The organism is Desulfomicrobium apsheronum (assembly GCF_900114115.1).
GTDB classification, from domain to species: Bacteria; Desulfobacterota; Desulfovibrionia; order Desulfovibrionales; family Desulfomicrobiaceae; genus Desulfomicrobium; species Desulfomicrobium apsheronum.
Window position 1 is genome coordinate 68958 of sequence record NZ_FORX01000002.1, and the last position, 22924, is coordinate 91881.

The following is a 22924-nucleotide window of genomic DNA, read 5'->3' on the forward strand; positions in this document are numbered from 1 at the left end:
GCGGATGAATCTGGAAGCCCTCTTTCAGGAGCTCCGCGTCATGGACCATCTGCTGGCCGTGCTTCTGGGCATGCCGCGTCTGTTCATGATCATACAGACGGTTCCGTTCCTGGGCGGCACCATTGTCACCGGTCAGATTCGTGTGGCCGTGGCCTTTGCCTGCTATATGTTCATCCATCCCATGGTTCTTGATCAGCTTGATGTGCCTCAAGTCATGACCATGGCCGTCATGGGACAATTGACCCTTGTTTTGCTCAAGGAGAGTCTGCTCGGTTTCCTGCTGGGTTTTCTAGCCGGGATGCTGTTCTGGGCCGTGCAATGCGCGGGCTTCTTCATTGACAACCAGCGCGGTGCGTCCATGGCCTCGGGCGCTGATCCCCTGTCCGGGGAGGAGACCTCCCCGCTGGGTTCCCTGCTTTTCCAGTGCGCGGTATACCTGTTCTTTTCCGGCGGCGCCTTCCTGGCCTTCCTCTCTTTGGTCTACTCCAGCTACGAGGTCTGGCCAGTGGCTTCATTGCTGCCCGCCGGCCTGTTCGAGCGCGGCGCGGATGTGCCCCTGTTCTTCGCCGGCCGCGTGGCCTGGCTCATGAGCACCATGATTCTGCTCTCGGCTCCTATCGTGGCCGCCTGCCTGCTCACGGACATGTCCCTGGGCCTCATCAACCGCTTCGCGGCGCAGCTCAACGTGTATATTCTGGGCATGCCCATCAAGAGCGCCCTGGCGGCCTTTCTCCTGTTCGTGTCCTTCGGGCTTCTCATGTCCCAGATCGGAGGGCTTTTCGCCACCATCGGCAACGACCTGGCAATGCTGCGGATTCTGTTCCATGAGTGAGAAGACCGAACAACCCACGGCAAAGCGCCTGCGCGAGGCGCGGGAGAAGGGCGACGTCTGCAAGAGCCAGGACGTGCCGGCGGCCATGTCCGTGCTCGCCATCGCCGTTTATCTTTCGGCCATGAGCGACTCCATCTACGAGACTCTCTCGACCATGACGGAGGTGCCCATGATCGTCATGAGCCTACCCTTCGAGCAGGCTCTGCCCCTGGCCGCCGACGTCACGGTGGCGTGCTTTCTGAAACTGGTCCTGCCCATCGTAGGCCTGGTCATGGTTACCTCCATCGTGTCCAACCTGGCACAGGTCGGTGTCCTTTTCGCCTTCAAGGGCGCCATGCCCAAGCTTGAGAACATAAGTCCCTCCAAGTGGTTCCAGAAGGTTTTTTCCATCAAGAACGCCGTGGAGTTCCTCAAGAACATACTCAAAGTCGTGGTCCTGTCCTGGGTGGTCTGGTTGATAATGTCCGCGCACCTGAAGACCCTCTTCACCATCCCCAACGGCAACGTCGGGCACCTGTGGGCGGTGCTGGGGGAGGCCATGCACGACCTGCTCTTCGCCGCGGCCGGTGCGTTCTGCGTTATCGCCGCCGTGGACTACCTCTTCCAGCGCTGGCAGTACAACAAGCAGCACATGATGAGCAAAGACGAGGTCAAGCGTGAGTACAAAGAGATGGAGGGCGATCCAATGATCAAGGGCAAGCGCAAGCAGCTGCAGCAGGAGATGCTGGCGCAGAACACGCTGGGCAACGTGCGCAAGGCCAAAGTGCTCGTGACCAACCCGACACATTTTGCCGTGGCCCTCGATTACGAGAAGGACAAGACACCCCTGCCGATCATTCTGGCCAAGGGTGAGGGCCTGCTGGCCCGGCGCATGATAGAGATCGCCCAGGAAGAGGGCATTCCGATCATGCAGAACGTTCCCCTGGCTCACGCCCTCTTTGAGACGGGCACGGAAAACGCCTACATCCCCAAGGATCTTATCGGGCCCGTGGCCGAGGTGCTGCGCTGGGTGCAGAGTCTCGGAGCCGACGGTGCGCGCGGCAGATAACTCAAGGTATTACTCATGACTTACGAGAAAAAGTTTCTGAATACGCTCATTTCCCTTTGCGACGACTTGGCTTGGGGTCGCCCGGCCAGCGAGGAGCAGCTCTTCGACCTGACCCGTCCCGGGGCAGGCCCCGAGGACTATGTCCGCCTGGCCGAGGCCTTCGGCATGATGCTCGTCAAGGTCGAGGGCCGGGAATTTCATCGCGACGAACTCATCGCCGAACTCAAGACCCGAAACGCGGAACTTGAGGAGATTCGTGTCCTGCTGGACCAGCGCAACCGGCACCTCATGCAGACCGTGCAGGACGCCTACCAGCCCCGGCGGATCATCGGCAGTTCCGAGGCCATGCGCCGTGTCGTGGAGCTGGCCCTGTCCATCGCCAGGCGGCCCATCAACACCGTGATCCTTGGCCCTACGGGTGCAGGCAAGGAGGTCGTCGCCAAGATGGTGCACTATAATTCTTCGCGTCGCGAGGGACCCTTCGTGGCCGTGAACTGTTCGGCCATCCCCGAAAATCTCTTCGAAAGCGAGATGTTCGGCATCGAGAAAGGCGCGGCTTCGGGCGTGGGGTTCAGGCGCGGCCTGGTGGAAGAGGCCAGCGGCGGCACGCTTTTCCTGGACGAGGTGGGCGAGATGAGTCTGGCGCATCAGGCAAAATTTCTGCGCGTGCTGGAGGAGCAGGAGGTGCAACGCGTGGGGCGCAACAAACCGCTCCCCGTGGATATCAAGGTCATCGCGGCGACCAACGTCAGCCTGGAGGAGGCTGTTCGGGAGGGGCGTTTCAGGTCGGATCTGTACTACCGGATCAGCGTGGCGGAGATTCGTCTGCCTCCGTTGTGCGAGCGCGGCGACGACATGCTGCTCCTGGCCCAGCATTTCCTGGAGGAGCATTGCGCGCGTATGGGCCGTCTCCGCCTGATTCTGGCCCCTGGAGCCCGGGAAGCGTTGCTGGCCTATTCCTGGCCCGGCAATGTGCGCGAGCTGGGCAATGAGATGGAGCGGGCCGCTTCCCTCACCGTGGGCGACCGTGTTGAAGCGGCGGATCTGTCACCACGCATCACGGCTACGGTTCCCCGCCGTGTTGCCGTGCCCGCGTTCGCGGCAAACATTTCCGCAGCGAGAAATCCTGACCGCGACGCACTGGCCTTCAGTGGCAACGATCCGGCTTCGGACCACGGACCGCACGGAAAAGGCGCGACGGACCTCAACCTGCACCTCGTCGAGCGCTGGGTGGTCTCCGAGGCCCTGAACCGCTGCGCGGGCAACAAGACCAGGGCCGCTGAACTGCTAGGCATCACCCGCGAGGGTCTGCGCAAGAAACTGCAACGCATCGGGATGACGGAGTAGCCATGATCCTGTCCCTGCGCACCAAGCTTTTTTCGCTGGTAGTGGCGGCCATCGCCCTGGCGGCGGTGCCTATCATCCTGCTGACCTTCCGCGAGATCAACGACATGAGCCTGAGGCGCGAGCGGGAATCCTTCGGCAACGCAGTGCTCCTGGTCGAAGACAACATCGGCTCCCGCTACTTGAGCTTGCTGGCCAATAACATTCTGGGCGTGATGCAGCACAAGAACCAGTTGCGGCAGATGGCCATCCTGACCCGGACCACCTGGCTCGACATGGAAGGCTTGCCCGACGGGGCGGGGGAACGGGTTATCGGTAGTTGGGCACGTCCCTTGCTTGGTTTCGGTCTGCACCTCGACCTGTTCGAGGCGTCGGGGGCGCGCATCCTCGGCAGTCCCCTGATCCGGGAATTGGCCATGGATCCCGAGCGTACGGATCTCAAGGGCCGCCCCATCGCGACCATGATGCGTCATGAGCGGTTGCCTGCCGACGGCATGTTCGCGGTTTTCGGCCTGGATCAGGATTTGGTGGGCGTGCTGCCGGGCGCTCCCGGTCCTTTGCTCGTCTATTTTCTCCCCGTGCCCGAGCGCGAGGCCGTCATCGCCCTGGCCATGCAGCTTTCGGATATGCAAAAGGAGGCGGCCGCCACGGAGCGGCAGATCGCCGACAGCACCCAGGAGAAGTTCGATTCCCTGGAGTTGCACGAGAACGGCTTTTTGGCCCTGATCTCGGGAGAGAGCCGGATTCTTGCATTCAAGGGCAATCCCCAGGGGCGCGAAGAGGGGTTCATCCCCCGCGAGGGCCTGGAGCTGGCCCGGGAGAAGGGGTTTGTGGATTTTTCGGACCAGGGGGCTGGAGCCGGTTCCCGGGTCTTTCGCATCGCCTATTTCAAGGCTCTGGACTGGTACATCGTGGCCGCCGTGCCCCGGGACGAGATGGAGGCTCCGGCCAGGATTCTGTTGCGTCGAATGGTCGCCTTCGCCTTGGGTTCGGCGGTACTGAGCGTATTGGGCATGCTATTGGTCACGGCCCGGCTCATCAAGCCTTTGCGCACCCTGACCGGCCAGGCCCAGGCCCTGGCCGGCATAGATCTGACCCAGGCCACTTCTGACCGCGATGCCGGGGATTCACCCCTTCTCGCCCTGGCGCGGGAGTTGCCCGTGGGCCAGCGCGACGAGGTAGGCACCCTGGCCGCAGCTTTCGGAGACATGGGGCGAGCCCTGGATCAGAACATCCGCACTCTTATGGAAACAACCACGGTCAAGCAGCGCATGGAGGGCGAGTTGAACGCCGCCCGGGACATCCAGATGGGTATCCTGCCGGCCGCAGATGCTCCCGCCCATCCGGACTGCCTGGTGGCCTCGTTCCTGGAACCTGCCAAGGAGGTCGGCGGGGATCTGTTCGATTATTTTCAGGTGGCGGACGGCCGGCAAGCCATCATCATCGGCGACGTATCCGACAAAGGCGTTCCGGCGGCCCTGTTCATGTCCATGACCGTGACTCTGGTCCGTTTCGCCCTGGCCCAGATTTCGGACCCGGCCGAGGTCATGACCCGCATCAACGACAGATTGAGCGAGAACAATCCCGGCTGTATGTTCGTGACTCTTTTTATCGGTATCTTCGACCCGGCCACGGGTGAGCTGGAATACGCCAACGGCGGGCACTGCCAGCCTCTGGTCACTGGTCCGGACGGGTCCGTGCGTGCCATCGAGGGCATGAGCGGGCCCGTGGTGGGCGCCATGAGCGGCCTCCCCTATGAGCTGCACCGGACTGTGCTGGGCGCGGGGGAGACCTGTTTGTTGTACTCCGACGGAGTGTCCGAGGCCATGGATGAGGAGCGGCGTCTGTTCGGGGAGGATCGTGTCGAAGCATTGCTCGCAGCGCACGGAGGCGACACCCCGGAAAAGATCCTGCGGCATGTGTACGAGGCCATTGAGGCCCATCGCGGGAATGCCGCCCAGTCCGACGACATCACCATGCTCTGTTTTACCCGCAAGAGCTGAGGATTCTCAGAGACGATCAGGAGGACAGCGGCTTCACTGTCACGCCGTTCCAGCGTGAGGCAAGGTGTGCAAGGGCGTATTCCCAGTCCGGGGTGCGTTCCCCCACGGGGACGTAGTCCCGGTACCACGTGGCCAGACTCAGGGGCAGGACATCGGCCAGGGTCAGTTGCCCGATGCGGTTCAGATGCGCTCGGGTCAAGCCTCCGGCGGCGGCCAGTTCCACGCTGCCTGCCGGGCGGAGTTCCATGTCCTCGATCTGTACGGTCAGGGGTAGAGCCGCCAGACACCGGTCTGGGAGGTGGACGCGCAGTGGCGACCCGACTGCTTTCATGGCCGACGCCACGCCCCGGATCATGGTCGGGAGGTATTCCGCCAGGAAGATTCCGCCGAAGCAGCGCAGCCCATGGTCCAGGGTCAGGCTCATGTACGAAGTGAAAAGGCTCGGCACGATGGTTCCGGCAGCCAGGGCGTCGCGCAGGGCCGCGGGCCGCAGGGGAATGCACGTGTCCCCGAATCCGAGGCCGGCTTTGCCCGAAGGCGTCACGCACAGCCGCAAGGGACAGCGTCGGCCTTTTTCGTCGGCCATCCAGAAGAAAACAGTGCCGGCCTTGCCCGTGCGCCCAAGGGCCAAACCGTTGATGGCCTCGGTTCGCCAGCATCCGCGCACCCCGGCCAGCGTGTCGAGAACCAGGGCGCGAACCTGCGGGTCGAAAAGAATCCGGTGCATGACCGACCCCTCATCCTCCATATCTCGTCCGAGCAGCTCTGCTACCAGGGCTTCCATCTCAAGATAGATCACCTGTACGTGCCGGGCCTGACTGTAGCGCTCCGTGCACAGCGATGCGTTCACGCGTGTGACCTGCGCGCCGAACGTCGGCTGGTCCAGCACGTCGGGGCGCAGTACGTGCCCGTCCATGATGGCATCCACGGCTTCACGCTCCCAGCGCAGCAACGGAGGTCGCCCTTTATGCAGCCACAGGGCGCGCATGGTGCGCAGCTGCTTCATCGTCAGGGCGGGTGAACGGCTGGCCATCACGTCCTGCAGGGCACTGGAAAAGAAGGGCAGGTGTACGTGTGCTATGCCCTCGGCGTCCCGGCGCGAGAGCATGAGTCCCCGCGGGTAGGTCTGGCTCTGCAGGGAAACGCTGGAGCAGGACAGGACAGGAACGACCGGTCCGAAATCTGCTTCCAGCGGCTCGGACACGAGATCCCCCAGGGCGAAGAAATGGATGGCCTGGACCATCTCCGGAAAGCACTCCACTCCGTGGTAATTGGCGGCCAGTATCGACGAGTTGGCTGAAAGCCGATGGGCCAGAGCTCCTGCAGCCGCGTCGCCAAGCACTGGGGCGGTCATGGATCGCGCCGCCGCGAGCAGGGCACTGGAGACGGTTTGCTGCCCAGCCTGGCCGGGCGGGTTGTCAGTAAAGCCAGCGGCGATGCGCCCCAGCGGGGCATCGCCCCACTGGCGCAGCAGGGGGGGCAGGTGCGGAAGCCTGGCCCACAGCGGGGCGAGCAGGGGGAGGGAGATCAGTTCGTTCATGATTGTGTGGTCAGTTCCGCGATTTTCGATGGCTGGCGACTGCTGGTGACGGCGAAGGCCAGGCTCATGGCGGCCAGTCCAATGGCCATGACGCCCAGACCCGCGTTGCGGCCCCAGACGGCGATGATGATTCCGAGGCTCACGGGTCCCAAGACCTGTCCGAGCCGTTCGACGACGTTGTATATGCCCATGGCCCGGGCTGCGCCGTAGCGCTCCGTGGCGGGCAGTTCCAAGGCGTAAGCGCCCTGGGCGTTGGAAAGGATGGCGTTGGACAGGCCGAGCAGCGTGACCGCGAGGGTCGCTGCGGCGATGCCGTCCAGGGCCATGAGAGCCCCTACGCTCACCGCCGCTACGAGCCCGGCCAGGGCCAGGTGACGGTATTTGCGGTCCGAACGGTCCACGATGCGACCGAAGAGGGGGCCGAGATAGACGATGACCAGGGGGAAGATCATGGTCACGCGGCCGATGTCGGCCGGACTGGCCCCGCCCTGGTTCAGGGACACGGGCACGAAGAACTGGAAGAGGCACACGGTGACGAACGCGCCGGGTACGATGTTGAGGAACAGCAGCGCGGCCATGCGCGGGTCGGTGATGAAGGAGAGGGTCTCGCGCAGTCCCGGCATGGAATGTGCGAGGGCAGGGCCCTTGCGCTGGGGAGCGTGCTCCCGGGGCAGGGTGCGCCACAGGACGAGGCCGGTCAGAAGCATGAGAGCGGCCGCAACCTGGAAGGCTCCCGCATATCCCAGGCGGTCTGCGATGAGGCCGCCGCTGGCGCTGCCGCACAGGGCTCCGGCAAAGAGCCCGGCGAAGACCGCGGCCAGGTTGCCGGCCCGCTGGTCCGGGCGGGAGTGGGCCAGGACAAAGAGTTGGGCGGAGAGATTGAGCAGACCGTATCCGGCCCCGGCCAAGCCGCGCGAGGCGATATAGAGAAAGGGATCCGCGCTCAGGCCGCTGGCCAGATTGCCCAGAGTGACCACGGACACTCCTGTGAGCAGCAAAGGCCGCCAGCCCGAACGCTCGCTCCAGAAACCGCCGAGCATGATGGCCAGCCCGACCATGAACATCTCAAAAGAGACGGGCAGGCTCATGACCACGTCTGGGGGCAAGCCCAGCAGATCCGGGCTGAGTTCCCCGAGGCGCAGGGGCACGAAGGACAAAGACAGGTCGATGGCGAACATGCAGACGAAGATGATGGGACGCATGAACCCGGCCGAGGTGGACAGGGGCCTTGGGTCATTGAGTCTTAGACGCTCTTCGCGCATGACCAGAAGGTTGACCAGTTCCATCAGGAAGAGAATGGCGACCACGGTCATGGTCAGGGTGTCCAGGGTGATGGCCCGGATGTTCGCGGCCACGGCTTCCGAGGACATGAGTACACGCACGACGCCCGCCTTGAAGGGAACGTCGGTGGTCAGGGATTTTTCTTTCACGCGTTGCCAGTCTGCGTCATCCAGGGCGCCTTTGGCATCGGCAGCGTGGAGGCGGGTCCCGTCCGCGTCGAGAATGGCCAGGCCCTGGGCTTCGGGCAGAAATTGCTGCAGGCCAGCCATGTGCTGTGTGACCGGGGGAAGTTGGTTCAGGCCCAGTCCCAGGTCCAGCAGGTGATCGATTTCACCGCCCAGATGCCGTCCCAGCTGTCCCGCCACGGTGTCCATGTGGCTCTCGTTCATGTCCCGCAGGGGGGGCAGCATGGCTGCGGCGAAAAGGAGTTGCCCCGCCACCAGAGGCAGGACGAGGCTCGCGTAGACGCGTTTCTTCGGGAAGGAGCCTCCCGGCAACGGCGCGGTGCGGACCGTCAGGGCCAGAACGGTCAGGAGCAGGGCCGCTGCGGCGGTGATGCCGCCCAAAAGGCGAACGTTGTCCCGCAGCACTTGCCAGACTTGTTCCGAGCGCCGCTGGTCGTCCATGCCCAGGACCACGTGGCCCACGGCGCGACCTTCCCGATCTTTGAGTGGGCTGGCCAGCCAGAGGTTTCCGTCTTTGGAGAACTCGACGATGTTTCCCCGCACGGTGCCAGACTCTGCTGGGAGGTGGAAAATGCTGTTTTTGGGGAGCCCCCATCCTTCCAGCACGCGACCATCGGCCCCCAGGACGACCAGGGTGTCCGAGGCCGTGTCTTTGTAGGCGGCCAGAATCTGACCGAGACGCTCGACGCGCTCCGGGGTCTTGCCCAGGCGGGTCATGAGCCCGAGGCGGTGCCCCAGTTCCTCGCAGGTCAGGGCCTGCACGGCCAGCATGGGTTTGGCGTACTGTTTGTGCAAGGCCGAGAGGACCAGCACGCCGTAGAGTATCTGGGCGCAAAGCAGCGCGGTCAGGCCGCCGAGCAAAAACGGCAGCCGGCTCCGGTTTTGTGCGATGGAGACGGGTTTGGGACCTGGGGCTGTGCTCATCGGGCCAGGTCGGGGATCTGCTGATGGATTTCGTCGACGGCGGCCAGAATTTCGAAGGGCGGATTCCAGCCGATGAGCATGGCCATCTTCAGATTGATGGCCAGACCAAGCGGCCCTTCGAAGATTTGGTTCACATCGCGCGGCTTGGCGCCGTCAAGGACCTTGGCCACGGCGTTGGCCTCAAAGAGCCCCACGTCGTCGAAGTCCGTCTGGGCCAGGCTCATGAGCACTCCAAGTTTGGTTTCCCCGGGTCCGCTCTGGGAAAAGGAGGGGATGCCGGCGGCGATGATGGGTTGCAGCAGTTCTCTTATGCGGTGGCCCTGCATGCCCGTGTTGACGGTCAGATAGATGGCGTCGCACCGGGTGCTCAGGCTTTCCACGCAGCTCCGCAGGTTTTCAAAGGACTGGTCCAGATCCGGGAGGTTCAGCGTGGTGGTGCAGGGCACAAGTTCGATGCCCAGTTCCCGCGCGGCCTTCTCCACGGCGGGAATGCCGCTGGAGCTGCGGCCGTCGGGGGTATCCTCGTAGACCACGCCCATGCGCCGGAACTTGAACACGTCGTGAAAAATGGCCACCTGCCGTTCATAGCGCCCCGGTTCGACCTGGGCGTGCACGTGGTCCAGGCCCGAATCTTCAGCCGAAGCGACGATCCCGGCATCCACGGCGTCGGTCACGGACATGGAGAAGGTCGGCACCGAGTGTTCGTCTGTGGCCATGTCCTGTCCGGCCCATGTTCCAAAAGCCAAGATGATATCCACATCGCCGCGTTCGTGGATGCGGCGCATGATGTCGGCCTTGTTGGACACGCGCAGCTTTTCGTCCCAGTTGGAGCTGTAGTAGCCGTCGGGCAGGAATTCCATTCTGCCGCCGCCAGCGTTGGCGCAGAGCCAGGTCCACATTTCCTGCGTGCTTTCTGAGTTTTCCGGTACGGGGACGTCGCCGTTTTCGATGAGCCCCAGCTTGGCCAGGCCGCGCACCGTGCCGGCGAAGATCTGCTGGTAGTCGGTGTAGGGTCCTCCCTCGACATAGGCGACGCGCCATTTTTTATGGGGATTGGAGGATGCGTCGGCGGACTGCTCGGCCCACGCGCGTGCGAAGTATCCTGTCATCAGGATGCAGGTGGCGCTCAGCAGCAGGACAGCGGCAAATCCGAAAAGTCGCGGCCAAGGTGACTTTTGACTCGTGGCGACAGACACTGGTGGCTTGGACAGAAAGGGCAGGGGCATGTCTGTTTCCTGGGTTGCATTTGACATGAGCGAAATGTGTTCGAGCGAACGGGCCTATGGAGTGCGTCCTGACTACGGAGCTGTCTACGGCAACCTGGGTCCGGGGATCAAGCCACTTTCCTCGATAAAATCGGAAAGTCCCGGCTTGCCGGGACTTTCCGAGGAGTTTGATGGACCTGGTCAGTTCGGACAGGAGCTGAACAGTGCGTCCCAGTCGTCGAGTCTGACCACAGGATCGTCGCTGCCGGCACCCTGAATCGTGAAGTTGAGGGACAGGTTGCTCCCAACCTGATCATTTCCGTCAACGTCGTTGACTTTTTGCGTATTGGTTTCGCAGTGCACGGCCACGCTGTCGCCATGGGTTATCACGGAAAGCATCATCGATGCTGGCTGACCTGTGTTCGGAGAAACCGCGTTTTGCACAGTGCCTCCATGCATGCTGAAGTCCATGAACAGCGGATTCAGCCCCGGATCCCTCATGCAAGCCTGGCTCATCATGCCCATGAGACCCTGGTGGGCGACGCGGGCGATCTGCTGGGCCGAGGGCAACCCTCCGGCCGCGTCGATGAAGGCTTGGAGTGCCTCACGCTTGGCAGTTTCGGAAATGCCGCTGCCCTGACCTCCGAAGTGTTGGCCGTTGACCGAGATGCCGTTTCGGAAAAAATCCTTCACGAACTGTTCACCCAGTCCGGCCGGCTCTCCTTTTTGTGGCGTGCGGACGTCATGGCCCAGTTCCGTGGCGAAGAATCGGCTGATTTGCTCATGATCGACCTGGCCGCGCGCAATGCTCTGCATGTGGTCGCCCAGGGCGACAACACCCCGGCCAATGAGTGGGCGTATTGTATCAAGGCGCATCAACCCGACTTGTTGCCCACCTTGCTGGATTTGCCGGGCATGTTCCTGGTTCGCGCTTGTTTGCGCGGTGCTCAGAAACGCGTCGCTGCCGGCCCTGACCAGGATTGGCTTGATCAGATCCATGGCCTGCCGGGGCGCTCGGGGAAGAGCTTCATCGGGCAACCCTGCTTGGCTGCACAGTCCCAGATAGGCGTGGCTGATTTTGTGAGCGATCTGCGAGGCGGAGTTGCGGGCGGTTGGGTTCATGGGGCCGAGATTCTCTCCACCGAAGGCCATGACGTCGTTGATTGCGGCCATGGCTTCCCGGCATTGAGGTGCGGTCAGAATATCCTGCAATTGCGTACGCTGGTCGGGAGTGAGATTCGCTGTAACCTGCTCCAGAGCCGTTCTGATCATGGCGCTGGTTTCATCTCCGCCTCCGGCCCGATCCAGTCGAGTTCCGATCTTGCCGAGCTGCTGGACAAAGGACTCGACCTTGTCCGGAGTGAAATGAGCCCGATCGGGTATTGTCAGCAGGGAATTCACCGCCGCGCGCATGGCTCCGTTGACGGCCTGTTGCGGGGCTGGTCCGGCCAGTTCATCCTGGCTGAGTACGACTTCGTTGCCGATGCGCACGTCGAGGTGATCGAAACGCGTGCTCAGCTTGCTGCTCAGGTGCTGCATGGCTTCGCGCGTGGGCTGGTCCAGATCCTGTCTTGCCAGGGCTTCGTTCAGATTGGCGACCATGACCCGAATGCCCTGGGACGTGGCCAGGGGGTCGTTCTGGCGCAGGATGCCGGCGATTTCTGCTTTCCCCGACCTGTCCAGGCCTTTCAGGATGGCCTTGAAATCCTTGCTCACGTCGCCGGGCATGCGTTCCTTGCGAGAGTCCTTGGCGTTGGGAAACAGGCGTCCCCCGGAAATGCCGCGCAGCACGGTGCGGAAAAAACCCGTGGCATGGCCCAGGAACTGGCCGATGTCACCAAAACGCGCGGGTCTGTCAGGGTGCATGTTCGGATCGCGGTTGGGTGTCCAGCGCGAGGACAGGCGGCAGCCGTGCTCCTCGGTCTTGAGAAAGAGACGATTTTCGCCCATGCCTTGTACTCCGGCGTTGATGCCGCCGTAGAGCAGGGTGGCCTTGCCGTAGGGCAGCGTCACGTTGCCGCGCACGTCTATGCCGCGATGGCTGCCTCCGGGGGCCTGCTGGAAACCCTCAATGTGCGATGACGGCCGCTGATAGACTTCGGGGCTGGAATCGAGAAAATCGCGCAGGCGATGGTCGGGGTCGGAAATATTGAATGCGCCTTCGCTGAAACCGTCGCCTTTCTCCATACCCTTGGCCAGGAGAAAGGTCATGAGGTCACGCACGTCTTCGAGGCTGGCCGGTCCATGGAGCGTTCCGTTGCTCACACCTTCCCAGACCCGGTGCCCGCTGTCGACCCGTTCCTGCAGGACGCGCGGCATGTCGCGCACAGCATCCTGGCGTTGATTTCCGGGCAGGGCATTTATTTCATGCTCAACCATCTTGCCGTCAAGCTGGACGGTCTGTCCGCTGGGGGGCATGGTCACGCCAATGGTTTTCGGCATGCTGCCCTGCGGGGGCAAGGTGCGCTGCCATTGCGCGGTTGCTTGCTGGAGCGCCTGGGTCGAGGTTGAAATGGTGGGGCCAAGGGATCTCAAGGGCTGCTGTCCGGTGACCTGGCGTCCCTGCTGCTGTATCTGGGCGATCTGGGCCGGCTGAACGCCTTGGGGGGCATGCGTGGTTTGCGGCACGCCCTGGCCGGGTTGCGGTATTTGATCAAGGCCCTGATTGATGGGTTGGGGCTGGGATCCAACGACAAAATGTGACATACTAAGCTCCTTTCTGTTCTCGCCGGTTTGGCCGATGGATCAAACGCGAAGCATCGCTTCGGCCGCGGACACATGGGCTGTCTCGCCAACTCCTGATACAGATGCGGAGAGCTTGTCCCGCCAGTAACGGGCCGCACCGATGAGGGCGGACAGAGGTTCCTCGATCCAGGCTGGCTCGTCCACAGGCAGGGGGAAATGCTGGTGCAGGGCGACCAGGCCCTCTTCCGAGTCAATGCCCAGGGTGCCGCCGGCGGTGTAGGCCCCCATGTAATTCCCGCACATCATCTCATACAGCAGGTTGGAATCTGACTGATTTATGCGGCCGAGGTAGAGGGTGGCGACCAGCATTTTTTCAGCCTCAAGCACACAGAAGAGGCAGACGATGTCCTCTTCAATGGTGAGGGATGCCACTCCGTTTTCATCGAGCTTGAGTCCGTCTCCGCTGATGGCCGTGTTGATGTAGTCCATGATGGCCTGTGCGTTGTGCATGATGTCCATGTGCGCCTCTCGTTTTTTGTCTGTTAACAACCGTAAATGATTATGTCCTGCTTGTGTTTAGCAAATGCCGATCCACATTGCACTATTTGCAAAGGTCCTATTTTTTGAGTTTTTTTCTTTTCGAAATCATGCGTGTGCCAATTGAGTTGGCGCTGGGTGCATAGTTTGTTGGTGGCGGGGCAGTCGGAAATCTGTGCGATCAGGACCGAGTAGCATCCTGACGCAAGGGTAGGTGTTCAGGCGGCACCGAGCATGGTGTCGATGAAGTCGGTAATGAAACGGTCCGACGGATTGAAACCGATGTCAATTTGCATGTCGGCGCGGCCTGTCGGCCAGGCCATGGGCCGGTAGATGTTACCGTTTTCGACCATGAGCCGGGCCTAGTCGCAGTGCGTGGACGCATTCTGGATGGGGGCAGCAGCTTGACCCGGGTCGGTTTGTTCCGCTTGCCGGCATGCAGTCCCAGGGCTTTGCGCAACGGCAGGTGACGGACCTGGCCGTCGGGACCGACGCCGGTGGTGAAGCTGGCCATGAAGGCGACGGGTGGGCCTGGATCGCGCGGATTTTCGGCCAGGTGAAAGGTGACGCGACCAACGACGTTCCAGCCAGGGGCGCGGCTTTGCAGGAAGAGCTCGATACCGCTGTCCTGGGCCATGGCCTCCTGTCCCCACGCGGCCAGACCGGTCCATAATGTTTCCAGCGTGTCGATGCGCAGACATTCGCCGCCGGACATGGGCGGCGATTCTTGATCCAGGCCCTCAATTCGTGGTGGTCCGGGAGTTCCGGAATGGTCTGGTTTTCGGAGAAATGGCAGGTGGCGGTCAGGAGGCGTGCGGTAACCCTGGGCCAGAATCGGGCCGCGCCGGGTGTTCGCACGATCGGTGCAATGGACACTTCCGGCCTTCCCCGGTAAATTCGCAATTTGATCCGGCAGTTTGATCCGGCCGGATCGTCTCCGCTCTGCTCGAATTGGACGCGCACGGACCAAACCAACCTTTCAAGAACATGCCCAGGAGATATGTTTGAGCACTCCGGCCCGAAATGCGCCCTACGGCGGAACGCAGACAATCCGCCGGGAAATGTTCCTAGTCGGCCTGTTCTGTCTGGCAACCATCGCCATTGTTGTCGTCTCCATGCTGTCTGCGGGAATCTACCGGTCGGGTCTGACCGCAGCTCATGACCGCATATCGGGAGCGAACAGACAGATATCGGCATATGTCGAAGCTCATCTGGAAGGCCTGGCGGCGGCGGTGCGGATCATGGCCGCCAGTCCCGATGTCATCCTCGGTGACGCCGGAGGTGAGGAATCCAGGGAACGCGCCCTGACCTACTTCCGGTTCGTGAGATTATCCAATCCCAATGTGAAATACTGCTACGCCGGCTATGAAGACGGCGAAATGCTGATCAACACCTATGTCCCGCCGACGGACTATGACCCTCGAATCCGGCCATGGTATGCTGCGGCGGTCAAGGCCTGGCCTGAAATGAACATCGGCCAGCCCTACCGCGATGCTGTTGATCAGGAATGGCTTGTCGCCATTTCCTCGGCCTTTTTCGACAAGACGGGACTGCGCGGCGTCGTGTCGGTGGACAGCACCCTGTCCAGGATGGACGGCTTGCTGAACAGCATCAAGTCCTTCGACAGCCAGTCGAATTTTGTCATAAACACCGGGGGGCTGTTGCTGGTCCACAACGAGAAGAACGTTTACATCAACCAGAACATGGACACCATCGTGCCCGGGGCGTTGAAGCTGTTCAAAGGTGACGCAGGCCACATCGAGTACGACTTGCCCGGATCCGGAACCCGGATGGCGTACTTCACCAAACTCAAGATAAACGACTGGATCATCATATCCGCCGTGGACCGGAACGAGGTCATGGAGCCCATCCGGCGCAGGATCGTCCTGACGGTTTCGGCGACGGCCCTGGTGACTTTGCTTCTCGGTTTATTGCAGCTCAAGATTTACGAGTCGCGATTCGTCACGCCCCTCATGACCCTCAAGCAGCGGATCGCGGACATCACGGAGGGAAAGGCCGCAGGGCTGAAGCCGTCCGGTTTTTCCAACGCTGAGTTGGCCTCCATCGCCGACAGCATCGAAGGCATGACCGAATCCTCCCTGGGTCGCAAGGCCGCGGAACTGCGGCTGATCCTTGAAACCACCAGCGACGGATTGCTGGTGCTGGATGACCAGGGCGGGATCATGCACTACAACCGGCGCTTCCTCGAACTGTGGAATCTTGGGGGCGCACTCGCCGGCGAAGATCTGAACGACGTGCTCATCGGACACGTCGAAAGCTCGGTCCTGCCCGAATCCACCGACGACGTCCTGAAGAAAGACCATTCACCCGACAGTGTGCTCCTCCACCTGAAGGCAGGCATCATACTTGAGCAAACCGCTCGCCCCTTGCTCGAAGGCAGCCATGTCACGGGCCGGTTGTGGAGCTTCAAGGACGTGACCATGCAGATCATGGCCGAAGAGAAGCTCAAATTGCTGGCCGCGACAGACGAGCTGACCGGCCTCTGGAACCGGCGCTGCTTCATGGACCGGGCCGAATCCGAAATCGCCCAGGCAGCCCGGCTCCGGCGGCCCCTTTGCCTTGCGCTCATGGATGCGGACAATTTCAAGCACATCAATGACACTTACGGACACGCCGCAGGCGACGCCGCGCTCAAATACCTGGCGGACGCGCTGAGATCCCGGCTGCGCGTCTCGGACACCATCGGCAGGATCGGCGGCGAGGAATTCGCAATTCTCCTCCCCGACACCAGTCTGGAGACCGCGCGCACCGTGCTCGGGCAAATCAGAACCGTCATCGAGGGAGGGCACTTTGTTCATGGAGACAAGGAACTTGCCTTTACCGTGAGCATAGGGGTTACCGCCATGCCGGAAAGCAGGGTTAGCGTCGATGAACTGCTCTCCGTGGCCGACGCGGCCTGCTACAGGGCCAAAACCCTTGGCCGGAATCGTATCGAAACCCAAATCTGCGAAGTCCCGGGGCTGTCCGACCCCTCCAGGAAGCAGTGACGCCAAGCGGATTGGGAATGAAGGTCTCCAGTTAGGAGATCCTCATTACAGCTTTCCGAACCGCACCTTGCAAATCTGCTCATCTCCATCAATGTGCCATCCTGACAGGAATAATTCACCTCTCTCTTGACGCGCTCTACGGAGCTTCTCTGTCGGATTTCTGCAAGGCAAGGGCGCCGATCCTCAGGTATGGCGTGGGGACATGATGTGTCTGGTGTCCGGAAGCATGCCCTCTGTAGGCACCGGTGTTCACATCGATGCCAAGGCGAAATAGGGCAGGATCCCCCGATTTTAGAACCAAGGCTGGCGGTTCGAATCCAGTCGCCATGGCCAACACGTGAACAAGGGGCAGGATGTAAAATCCAAGCCCGTGTTCTTTTTTTCTTGCGTTGCTCCTCCACCGCGGCCCCTTTTAAAATGATTTTTTTCCAGGATTCCTTGCCCATCGTCTTGGCGCGATCGTTGCTTAATCAATCGTGTCACTGTTGCTGCAAAGCGAGGAATCGCTCAGGCGTTTTTCGTATTCGATCTCATGATCAACTCCTGCAAATATCCGATTATGGAGAACAGATGTTATTGCGCAGAGTCAATAAACGGCATGTTATCCTTAATAACATTTTCAGGTCCGGGGAGATTGAAAGGTTGCATTCGCTGAAATTTGATTCTTTGCGGCAAGATGAGAAGTGGCGGATTGCCGCGCGGGGAAAGGTGCCGGGCGGGTACGGGTGGGCTCTGCTTTGGGTGCTTGGGATTTCAGTATTGACCCTGGTGCTGGTTTCCGTCCTGCGCAGTCGCGTCTGATGCGGGTGCGGGCGGGTTCCGTATTCAGGGTGCCACCATGCGAAAACCTCAATCTTGAACTGATGAGCCGTGCAATTTTACAAAGAAAGACAACGACCTGTTTTCAGGAGCCATTCCATGCCGATCACGGACCGCGACCTCTGTCGCGAAGCGATACGCAGAACCTTGAGGCGGCGTGCCGGAGATCTTCCCGACTCGCTGGCTATCGCCCAGGCGACTTCCGAGATCTGGCACCTGATGTCCGCTCAGGTGACGCCCGTGATCGGCGACAATGGTCTCGACGCCATTCTGAAAAGGGCGCTGCTGCTGACGAGTGTGGTTTTTCCTTGGCTGGCCAGCTTGGACGGACAGCTGGACAACGATTCCTTTCCCGCGCGAATGACGGAACTCATGGCCGGGCGCGAATCGGTCGTGGCGGCGCAAGCGGGCAGTTCTTTGCTGATAACGTTCACCGAATTGCTCGCCACCCTGATTGGAAATTCTCTGACCAGACGCCTTCTGGATCCGGTGTGGGAGGTTGATTTTGTGGTGACGGAGCAGGAGAAGACATCATGAGCCGAAAAATAGATGCCGCCCGCCTTGTCGTCGTTCTTTCTGGGCTTGCTTCGTTCCTTGGCTCCCGATTTTTCGAACACGTCGCGATTTTGAGAAGGCGTCAGGCGATGACGCTGCATTTCGTCGCGAATGAGCGGAGTCGGCCATGTTGAGGAAAGCTGGTTTGGATTACAGACGCCTCGCGCCCAGGAGACCTCTCAAGAGGCGTGCGTTTGCCCTGTTGTCGAGCTGCAAGGCGCCGAAAACACTTTCCGGATGCAAGCAGGAGATTGGCGAAAGGGAGGCGCAAAAAGAAAAACCGGTCGGGCATGGCGGAGCGTTTTGCGACAGGCGGGAAGAAGTGCTGAAGGTCGTCAAGAAGGCTTTGCGGGCGCGCAAGAATGCCGAAAAGGTCAAGTTCGAATTCTGTTCGGAAATGGAAAGTACATTACGGGAAGCAAACGAAAAACTGGTCGTGGCATCGGTCAACGCAAAAATAATGAACGAGGCGACCGAGAGAATCGCAGAGCATTTGTCCTACATGGCCGAACATGACCTGCTCACGGGATTGCCGAGCCGGGGACTTTTGAAAGATCGGCTGAACCAGTCGATTTTGCTTGCAAAGCGTCATGGCAACAAGGTGGCGCTGATGTTTCTGGATCTTGACCACTTCAAGCGCATCAACGACTCGATGGGACATGCCTGCGGTGATCAATTGCTGCAATCCGTCGCCAAACGTCTGCAGGCCAGTGTCCGCCTTTCGGATACGGTCAGTCGGCATGGTGGCGACGAATTCGTGGTTCTGCTCCCGGAAGTCGATGATGTGCGAAGCGCGGTCCTTACCGCCGAAAAACTGATCCAGAGTGTCGGGGAGTCCCACCTCATTTCCGGGCAGGAGGTCCGGATCGGGCTTAGCATTGGCATCAGCATGTACCCGGATGACGGCGTTGACGCCGAGATGCTGATGCGCAAGGCGGACATCGCGATGTATCAGGCCAAAAGCAGCGGCCGCAACAGCTATCAGATATTCTCCGCGAGCATGAATTCCAATTCGGTCGTGCGCAAGTCAGACGAGCGGGCGCTTGAGCGTGCGCTTGAGCACGATGAATTCATTCTGCATTACCAACCGACCGTACATCTTGAGTCCGGCGCCATCACAGGTGCCGAGGTCTTGCTGCGCTGGGAGCGTTCCGGGCAAGGGCTCAACTTTCCGGCGCAATTCATCACAATTGCCGAGAGCAGCGGTCTTATTTTGCCAATCGGGGAATGGGTGCTCCGTGAAGCTTGCAGGCAGGCGCGGGCCTGGTTGCAGTGCGGCCTGGGCTTGGGCCGGATCGCGGTCAATGTCTCGGCGGCCGAATTCAGCGACAGAAGGTTTTTGTCCAAGGTCCGCGCCATATTGGAGGAAACAGGACTGGACCCGCGATACCTGCAGATTGAAATGGGCGAGGACAGCCTGTCGCGAAATCCCCCGCACACTTTGCCGGCCTTGCAGGAACTCAAAAATCTCGGTGTGCGGATTGCCGTGGACAATTTTGGGACAGGGCGTGCCAGTCTGAGTTTTTTGCGGGAATTTCCAATCGATACAGTCAAGATCGACAAGTCCTTTGTGCACAATATCGAGGCCAAGTCGGGCAAGGCAGTGGCAACCGCCCTTTTGGCGATGGCGTGGGGCTTTAATCATCAAATCGTGGCCGAAGGCATTGAAACGCAGACGCAGCATGCTTTCTTCAAAAAACATCATTGTGCCGAAGGACAAGGATACTACTTGGGTCGGCCAATGACCACCGAAGCCTTCGCGGCACTCGCTACTCAAAGAAATCCCTCGTAATCCCCCCCCAAAAAAATCCCCCCCCCTGGTGGCTTGTCAGGGAGGGGTATGCTCAACTCGTGGATTTGTCGCCTAACACCATGATAAATGACGGGGTTGCGCCATCTTTAGCAAGGAGAGGCAGTTTTTCCGCCATTTACTGGTGTTGCGAGTATATCACGAGTGTTTGCCGAATTTCGAGTCCTTTTCGCGAGTCGGGTTGCCGCCGCGAGGTGAGTGCCGCGCGTCGCTTGCGACCTCCTGCGGGTGCTCCGCTGCAATGATGTGTCCTCGCTTATCCCCGGGATGGCTTTTCGTGTTCTTGGATGATTCATGTTTTATGCCAAAGAGTGGCTATTCTGGTCGCCGCTTGCTTCGGGCCAAGTTTGACGGAGGCTGTGCGCTTTTTCGAAAGCCCGGCGGTATTTTCGAAGCTCCGGGCGCGACGAGTACCATCTTCGGGCTTCAATGCAGGCAGGGACAAACAGTTAGGAACGATTGCGGGGGCGAACGAAACGAAAAAAGGATGCCTGCATGTAATATTTTCCGACAGGTTTGTTTGTGAAATCTTACATCTCGGGGATATTTTCATCATGGAAGTAATTCAGAGATGCATATTTTTGTCATGGGGTACGCTGCGTGTCCATGTCGATGCCGATTGCCCTGCTGGTACGTTCGTTGCTAAATATGATTGTAAAATGCATTTGTTCTCAATGTTTTCAATCACGGCTGCGTGTGTGTTTTTTGAAAATACGAAAAAACAAGGCAGGATAAACCATGTCGACGCAAGATCAAAAAATAAGAAAGTGGAAGCGTCACGCCTGTATGTTTCCTTGTGGAATCATATGTGGAAAGAAAAATGATGCAATCGTGATGGGGCGCATCCTCAACATGAGCAGATATGGATTTCTCATAGAGACGGATTGTTCATTCAATGTTGGTGAGACATTGTCAATCATAGCAAGTCCAGGAAGAGAAGTGGATGGATATGATTTAAGCGATAGCTATCAGGGTCTCGTTCGGTGGGGGCAGCCAGATGAATCTTCGCTCATGGGCATGTATTCTGTGGGGATTGAGCTCGCTGTTCCCATTGAATCTCCAGAAGTCGAGATGCATAATTAACGACGATACTGCAAAAAGTCGCGAACGAAATTGGATGGCATTCCAGCGAAGGCGGGAATACATTCTTGGGTGAGCAAAGACTTTTTGCAGTGGCATCATTAAAGTAAATATTTCATTTGCATTCTTAGCTAATATATTTTTATCCAAGATTGATTTTTACTCATATTATATACTGATATATCATTAAAGATTACGTCGAGTTAGAAATGCACCAAGGCACCTGTAGCTTTCATCGTGGCTGTTGTATGGCTGCATGCGGATCAGGCTGTTTCAGTTGGCCGCGCGTCCAAGGGGGAGAGTTGGCTGATGGAGATATTGCTGGCGATTGCCGCAATTCTTGTTTGTCAGGGCATGCAGGCTTTGGACGATTTCCTGAGTCGAGTGGGCGTTGTTTCCCTGGCTCACGGGATGCTGCTCGGCTTTGGCCAGATATTTGTGGCCAAAAGGATTGTTGAATGGGGCGGATCGAGCCTTGGCTGGATGGTCGTTGCGTTTGTCTGCATCACGAGCGTGGCCGTTTCCCTGTACAAGATCCACCGCTTTGGCACTCGTTGGGTCTTTGCCTTTAATTTCGGGGTGGTCATCGGCCTTCTCTATGGCGGAATCTCATTGACATGATGGTTGCGGCGTTGGTGCTGGATTCATGTTTTTGGCGACCACTTTTTGCGGCGAGCTTTGTGCCGTTTCAATAAGTCTCTCGACTTTCGGGGTTGTTAGTAAAGTCGCTGAAACAGAAATCTATCGAGAATAATTGAATATTTTGATTGAGGGGATCCTCCTTATGTAGTAGTTCTTTTGTTTTCACACAACAGGACACAAAAAAAGGGATCCCCGCATGCAAACTGCAAATAATGCCATAGATCTGCAACTCATTAAAACCGAGTGTGAGAGCAGAATCGATTCGTTTTTTCAGTCAGTTCAGAATTGCAACCATAGCGCGAAATTCAAGTATCAAGAAAGCAAGAGGATATCCGCTTTGACTATTCTTCTGAATATCTTTGTTCTTCCGTTCATCCATACGACCGGGCGATTCCTCAAAGGCTTCAAGTTGCTCACGCTGGCCTGGTCCGATGGATCAGCCCTTTTACCTCTGGACTTTGCGCTGCGCTCTTCCGCGAACAAAAAGCAACGATACCAGGAAGTTTCCAAAGACCTTGATAAAAGATCATGCGGTGCGCGGCGGCGTCAGGAGACTGTGACCAAATCGACAGAACTGGTTGAACCCATGATTGTGCGTGCACTGAAGGTCGGCATCAAGGCCAAGTTCCTGCTCATGAACAGTTGGTTCGCCATGCCCACCCTGATCTCCGATGTGTGCAAGCACATCCCCGTCATCTGCATGGTCAAGCGCACTTCCAAGATCCACTACATCTTCGAAGGACAGAAGATGGACGTGACGCAGATTTACAGCCAGATCCGCAAACGCCGAGGCAGGGCCAAGATCCTTGCCAACGCCCATGTTGGGTTCAAGGATGGCCTCGAGGCCAAACTCGTCTTCGTACGCAACAAGCACAAGAGAGACTGGCTTGCCTTGCTTACCACGAACGTCACCCTTGCCGATGAAGACGTAGTCCGCATTTACGGCAAGCGATGGGACATCGAGGTATTCTTCCGCACGGCAAAGCAGCACCTGGAACTGGAGAAAGGCTGCCAAAGCCGGGATTTCGATGCCCTCATCGCCCACACTACCATCGTAATGACCAGATACATCTTCCTGAGCATCGAGAAACGCAGGACGGAAGATCCAAGAACCCTTGGCCTGCTGTTCCGCCGTTGTTGCGAAGAGGCCGAGGACTGCACTTTAGTCAAAGCTCTGTCCCATATTCTAGGCATCACCCTGGAAAACCTGAAGAAACTTGGCGAAGCTCAGAATCAGGCTGAACGCATACTGCTTGATGCTTTCCGAGACGGAATGCGTAGTTTGGGGCGCAATTTCGATTATATTTTCAATGCACAAAGGTTGTTAGCTGCTAATGGCTAACCCCGAAGTCGAGATCAAAAAAATTGTTCAAATACGTTGTGACGTGTGTATACAAAAGAAAGACAGGATTTAATTAACTTTTTT

The 22924-nt window shown here is 59.2% G+C and carries 18 protein-coding genes; 12 read left to right on the plus strand and 6 right to left on the minus strand.

What is annotated here, in order from left to right; all coding sequences use genetic code 11:
- Positions 1-4 precede the first annotated feature (4 nt).
- Genes sctT through BMZ40_RS02510 form a run of 4 tightly spaced genes read left to right on the plus strand, consistent with a single transcriptional unit; the run spans position 5 to position 5227 of the window.
- The gene (gene sctT, locus BMZ40_RS02495; RefSeq protein ID WP_092372555.1) at positions 5-832 is read left to right on the plus strand and encodes a type III secretion system export apparatus subunit SctT; all 828 of its coding nucleotides are present in this window, start codon (positions 5-7) and stop codon (positions 830-832) included.
- Positions 825-1880, plus strand: a complete 1056-nt coding sequence (gene sctU, locus BMZ40_RS02500) for a type III secretion system export apparatus subunit SctU (protein WP_092372556.1) — start codon at positions 825-827, stop codon at positions 1878-1880. The genes sctT and sctU overlap by 8 nt, the downstream gene beginning before the upstream one ends.
- 15 nt (positions 1881-1895) lie before the next feature.
- Positions 1896-3227, plus strand: coding sequence for a sigma-54 interaction domain-containing protein (locus tag BMZ40_RS02505; RefSeq protein ID WP_092372557.1), 1332 nt, complete (start codon positions 1896-1898; stop codon positions 3225-3227).
- A gap of 2 nt (positions 3228-3229) precedes the next feature.
- On the plus strand, positions 3230-5227 hold the full coding sequence (locus BMZ40_RS02510; RefSeq protein WP_092372558.1) for a SpoIIE family protein phosphatase: 1998 nt from the start codon (positions 3230-3232) through the stop codon (positions 5225-5227).
- A 16-nt stretch (positions 5228-5243) separates the two neighbouring features.
- On the opposite strand, the gene BMZ40_RS02515 is transcribed toward BMZ40_RS02510, so the two are convergent.
- The 6 genes from BMZ40_RS02515 to BMZ40_RS20020 all read right to left on the minus strand — a co-directional run bounded on the left by BMZ40_RS02515 (position 5244) and on the right by BMZ40_RS20020 (position 13937).
- Positions 5244-6767, minus strand: a complete 1524-nt coding sequence (locus tag BMZ40_RS02515) for a hypothetical protein (RefSeq protein ID WP_092372559.1) — start codon at positions 6765-6767, stop codon at positions 5244-5246.
- Positions 6764-9157 carry an MFS transporter gene (locus BMZ40_RS02520; RefSeq protein ID WP_092372560.1) on the minus strand — a complete coding sequence of 798 codons (2394 nt, stop codon included), beginning with the start codon at positions 9155-9157 and terminating at the stop codon, positions 6764-6766. The genes BMZ40_RS02515 and BMZ40_RS02520 overlap by 4 nt, the downstream gene beginning before the upstream one ends.
- Entirely contained in the window at positions 9154-10383 is a 1230-nt protein-coding gene (locus BMZ40_RS02525) for an ABC transporter substrate binding protein (protein ID WP_092372561.1), read from the minus strand. The genes BMZ40_RS02520 and BMZ40_RS02525 overlap by 4 nt, the downstream gene beginning before the upstream one ends.
- 180 nt (positions 10384-10563) lie before the next feature.
- Positions 10564-13068 carry a hypothetical protein gene (locus tag BMZ40_RS02530; RefSeq protein ID WP_092372562.1) on the minus strand — a complete coding sequence of 835 codons (2505 nt, stop codon included), beginning with the start codon at positions 13066-13068 and terminating at the stop codon, positions 10564-10566.
- A gap of 39 nt (positions 13069-13107) precedes the next feature.
- Positions 13108-13566 carry a type III secretion system chaperone gene (locus tag BMZ40_RS02535; protein WP_092372563.1) on the minus strand — a complete coding sequence of 153 codons (459 nt, stop codon included), beginning with the start codon at positions 13564-13566 and terminating at the stop codon, positions 13108-13110.
- A 236-nt stretch (positions 13567-13802) separates the two neighbouring features.
- Entirely contained in the window at positions 13803-13937 is a 135-nt protein-coding gene (locus tag BMZ40_RS20020; RefSeq protein ID WP_281243764.1) for a hypothetical protein, read from the minus strand.
- Positions 13938-14020: 83 nt separating this feature from the next.
- On the opposite strand from BMZ40_RS20020, the gene BMZ40_RS02540 reads away from it, so the two are divergent.
- From BMZ40_RS02540 to BMZ40_RS02575, 8 genes are all read left to right on the plus strand, one after another.
- Entirely contained in the window at positions 14021-14257 is a 237-nt protein-coding gene (locus BMZ40_RS02540) for a hypothetical protein (protein ID WP_092372564.1), read from the plus strand.
- A gap of 331 nt (positions 14258-14588) precedes the next feature.
- Entirely contained in the window at positions 14589-16592 is a 2004-nt protein-coding gene (locus tag BMZ40_RS02545; protein WP_092372565.1) for a sensor domain-containing diguanylate cyclase, read from the plus strand.
- 918 nt (positions 16593-17510) lie between these two features.
- The gene (locus tag BMZ40_RS02555; protein WP_092372567.1) at positions 17511-17948 is read left to right on the plus strand and encodes a hypothetical protein; all 438 of its coding nucleotides are present in this window, start codon (positions 17511-17513) and stop codon (positions 17946-17948) included.
- Between the two features lie 145 nt (positions 17949-18093).
- Positions 18094-19758 carry a putative bifunctional diguanylate cyclase/phosphodiesterase gene (locus BMZ40_RS02560; protein WP_092372568.1) on the plus strand — a complete coding sequence of 555 codons (1665 nt, stop codon included), beginning with the start codon at positions 18094-18096 and terminating at the stop codon, positions 19756-19758.
- A gap of 329 nt (positions 19759-20087) precedes the next feature.
- Positions 20088-20600: a hypothetical protein gene (locus tag BMZ40_RS19430; protein ID WP_177192978.1), complete on the plus strand. Its 513-nt coding sequence runs from the start codon at positions 20088-20090 to the stop codon at positions 20598-20600.
- Positions 20563-20859: a hypothetical protein gene (locus BMZ40_RS20140; protein ID WP_425429353.1), complete on the plus strand. Its 297-nt coding sequence runs from the start codon at positions 20563-20565 to the stop codon at positions 20857-20859. The genes BMZ40_RS19430 and BMZ40_RS20140 overlap by 38 nt, the downstream gene beginning before the upstream one ends.
- A gap of 306 nt (positions 20860-21165) precedes the next feature.
- Positions 21166-21477, plus strand: coding sequence for a hypothetical protein (locus BMZ40_RS02570; protein WP_092372570.1), 312 nt, complete (start codon positions 21166-21168; stop codon positions 21475-21477).
- A 217-nt stretch (positions 21478-21694) separates the two neighbouring features.
- A complete protein-coding gene (locus tag BMZ40_RS02575) occupies positions 21695-22840 on the plus strand; it encodes an IS4 family transposase (RefSeq protein ID WP_092372571.1) in 1146 nt (381 codons plus the stop codon).
- Positions 22841-22924: the final 84 nt, after the last annotated feature.

Bases quoted from the DNA above. Each gene is read 5' to 3' on its own strand.
- sctT (WP_092372555.1), top strand. From the start codon at position 5: ATGAATCTGGAAGCCCTCTTTCAGGAGCTCCGCGTCATGGACCATCTG.
- sctU (WP_092372556.1), top strand. From the start codon at position 825: ATGAGTGAGAAGACCGAACAACCCACGGCAAAGCGCCTGCGCGAGGCG.
- BMZ40_RS02505 (WP_092372557.1), top strand. From the start codon at position 1,896: ATGACTTACGAGAAAAAGTTTCTGAATACGCTCATTTCCCTTTGCGAC.
- BMZ40_RS02510 (WP_092372558.1), top strand. From the start codon at position 3,230: ATGATCCTGTCCCTGCGCACCAAGCTTTTTTCGCTGGTAGTGGCGGCC.
- BMZ40_RS02515 (WP_092372559.1), bottom strand. From the start codon at position 6,767: ATGAACGAACTGATCTCCCTCCCCCTGCTCGCCCCGCTGTGGGCCAGG.
- BMZ40_RS02520 (WP_092372560.1), bottom strand. From the start codon at position 9,157: ATGAGCACAGCCCCAGGTCCCAAACCCGTCTCCATCGCACAAAACCGG.
- BMZ40_RS02525 (WP_092372561.1), bottom strand. From the start codon at position 10,383: ATGCCCCTGCCCTTTCTGTCCAAGCCACCAGTGTCTGTCGCCACGAGT.
- BMZ40_RS02530 (WP_092372562.1), bottom strand. From the start codon at position 13,068: ATGTCACATTTTGTCGTTGGATCCCAGCCCCAACCCATCAATCAGGGC.
- BMZ40_RS02535 (WP_092372563.1), bottom strand. From the start codon at position 13,566: ATGGACATCATGCACAACGCACAGGCCATCATGGACTACATCAACACG.
- BMZ40_RS20020 (WP_281243764.1), bottom strand. From the start codon at position 13,937: ATGGTCGAAAACGGTAACATCTACCGGCCCATGGCCTGGCCGACAGGC.
- BMZ40_RS02540 (WP_092372564.1), top strand. From the start codon at position 14,021: ATGCAGTCCCAGGGCTTTGCGCAACGGCAGGTGACGGACCTGGCCGTC.
- BMZ40_RS02555 (WP_092372567.1), top strand. From the start codon at position 17,511: ATGCCGATCACGGACCGCGACCTCTGTCGCGAAGCGATACGCAGAACC.
- BMZ40_RS02560 (WP_092372568.1), top strand. From the start codon at position 18,094: ATGTTGAGGAAAGCTGGTTTGGATTACAGACGCCTCGCGCCCAGGAGA.
- BMZ40_RS20140 (WP_425429353.1), top strand. From the start codon at position 20,563: ATGTTTCCTTGTGGAATCATATGTGGAAAGAAAAATGATGCAATCGTG.
- BMZ40_RS02570 (WP_092372570.1), top strand. From the start codon at position 21,166: ATGGAGATATTGCTGGCGATTGCCGCAATTCTTGTTTGTCAGGGCATG.
- BMZ40_RS02575 (WP_092372571.1), top strand. From the start codon at position 21,695: ATGCAAACTGCAAATAATGCCATAGATCTGCAACTCATTAAAACCGAG.